A 2000-nucleotide genomic window follows, 5' to 3' on the forward strand; every position below is an offset into this window, starting at 1 on the left:
CCCATAGGAGGGATTTAAAAATGGGATGGGCTGAGGATCAGTTTGAAAACAAGATGCTGTTTAGACGGATATTCATGATTGTCATCATGGGGTACCTGTTTATGGCGTCGCATGAGTCTTTTCTTTTTGCCATGAAAGCGCTGGATAGCGATTTTACTGCCACTGAGGTTGCTACCGTTATCGCATCCAAAGACGGGCTGCCGTTAGCGTTACTCGGCTATCTGTATCGCTATTATTCAAAGGACAGGCAAGACTCCAAGGAGAATAAGTAATGTATATATATCTGATCGGAATAATCGCTTTTCTGGTTTCAATCGGCGGTTCATGGATCGGCGGCATTGATCACGGCAAAAAACTGGAAAAGGCTGCGTGGCTTGAAATGTATGCGGAGCAGCGAGAAGAGCTCGCCAAAGAACTTGGCGATGCCATGGAGCGTGTCGCAAAGCAGAATGAACAGAACGAAATCAATCTATTGAGGGCAATCAATGAAAAAGACGAAACACTTAATCAGCTTAATAGTGATCTTGCTGATGCTCGCAGGGTGCAGTTCCGTACCAAAAGCACCGCCTGTAATGAAAACGCCATGCGTGGACAAGCCGAAAGTGCCATGGTCAGTGTTAAACCCGCCAGTAAACCTAGAGTACGAGTCACCCAAGGAGTTTATCAAGACGTTCAAGACATACGAGTCTCAGAGTCAGAACTGAGCGATAAGCTGTGGAAGTTATACCGGGAACGGGAAACGCTTAAAGCCTATTTCAAGGCCGTGAAGCACGAGTTGGAAGGTATTGTCGAGGTTGTTGAATGAACATTAAGCATGCCGTGATAATCGTGGCGGCTGTTTTTCTCATGCCGCTGCCGGTCGTCGCAATCAATCAATACATAGAAACAAGATGCTGTGTTGATGAAATAAAGCGCGACGCAGACGGCGATATCTCACGAAGCTGGAAGGCCAAGCGTGAATTCAGGAGGCGGTGGCCGTGCCCGACTGGTGCGAGGCTGTATGAACCATGCCCAGGATGGCATATTGATCATGTCATCCCTTTGGCGTGTGGCGGCGCTGACTCAGTGTCAAACATGCAATGGTTGCCTGTCGAGATCAAATCCTGTGCCGGTGAATTCTGCAAGGACAGGTGGGAGCGTGATATCTATTGTGGAAGCGAGTAGGCCGTCATGCATTGCAAGAATTTGCGGCTTCATGTTGTTACTCGTGTTCATGACAGTAATCATGCTGTTTGTCTTGAGTGCTCTGGTAACGGTATTGCTGCTGTCAGTCACCGGCGCAATGTACGACAGGTCCATGAAGGCGCGTGAAAACAATAATTATGAACATGTGCGCGTGAGCGCGAGACTTATCAAATGACGGATGAAAGCAAGCCATGCCAGCATCAAACTATAAACATCAACGGTCCGTGCCAGCTGGATGATGTTTTTGAGTTGTTAAAAGGGCACGAACTTTTATTGGAACAAATCATGACTAAATTAGATGAATTGGGAACAAAACTTAACCAAGTGCTTGCGCAGATTCAAAAAGCCAAGACCGAGATTACGGATCAGGTTTCCGCTCTTCAGACCGCACTGCAAGATGCAGAAATCCCGCAGGAAGCTGAAGACGCATTGAACGCGCTTGCTGCTGTTGCACAGCAATTGGATGATATGAACCCGGATGCGCCAGCGGACGGGAATTAATATCTTAATATCCTAATATCTTGATATTAAAACCGCCTACGGGCGGTTTTTTGTTGCATCAATCCGGAAAAACCCGCGTTTATCGAAAGTCCGGTGAAATAAAGTTTGCCTATCGATATTTGTGTAATTCTGATAGGAAAACAAATCATGGCTATAAGCAACGCGCAGTATTTGAAGGGGCAGTATGACGTTACGAAGGCGCTAGGCGCCAAGGTCATATCAAGCGACTTTACGTTTGTAATCGACGGATACGAGCCGAATTACCTGCTTTGCAAGCAGGCACCAGAACCTGAACTGTCGTCAGCCGGAGAAAT

5 protein-coding genes are annotated in these 2000 nt (G+C 47.0%); all 5 read left to right on the top strand.

Going from position 1 to position 2000, the window contains the following annotated elements:
- Window positions 1–272, top strand: a 272-nt coding sequence (locus BMX44_RS16310; RefSeq protein ID WP_218144008.1) for a hypothetical protein, incomplete at its 5' end; no start/stop codon positions are given.
- Entirely contained in the window at window positions 272–805 is a 534-nt protein-coding gene (locus BMX44_RS17345) for a hypothetical protein (protein WP_090634992.1), read from the top strand. The genes BMX44_RS16310 and BMX44_RS17345, both read left to right, overlap by 1 nt.
- Entirely contained in the window at window positions 802–1164 is a 363-nt protein-coding gene (locus tag BMX44_RS17035; RefSeq protein ID WP_177167804.1) for an HNH endonuclease signature motif containing protein, read from the top strand. The genes BMX44_RS17345 and BMX44_RS17035 overlap by 4 nt, the downstream gene beginning before the upstream one ends.
- A gap of 49 nt (window positions 1165–1213) precedes the next feature.
- Entirely contained in the window at window positions 1214–1360 is a 147-nt protein-coding gene (locus tag BMX44_RS17040) for a hypothetical protein (RefSeq protein ID WP_177167805.1), read from the top strand.
- Between the two features lie 110 nt (window positions 1361–1470).
- The gene (locus BMX44_RS16325; protein ID WP_143056991.1) at window positions 1471–1686 is read left to right on the top strand and encodes a hypothetical protein; all 216 of its coding nucleotides are present in this window, start codon (window positions 1471–1473) and stop codon (window positions 1684–1686) included.
- Window positions 1687–2000 lie beyond the last annotated feature (314 nt).

Origin of the sequence: Nitrosomonas marina (assembly GCF_900110145.1) — a bacterium.
GTDB classification, from domain to species: Bacteria; Pseudomonadota; Gammaproteobacteria; order Burkholderiales; family Nitrosomonadaceae; genus Nitrosomonas; species Nitrosomonas marina.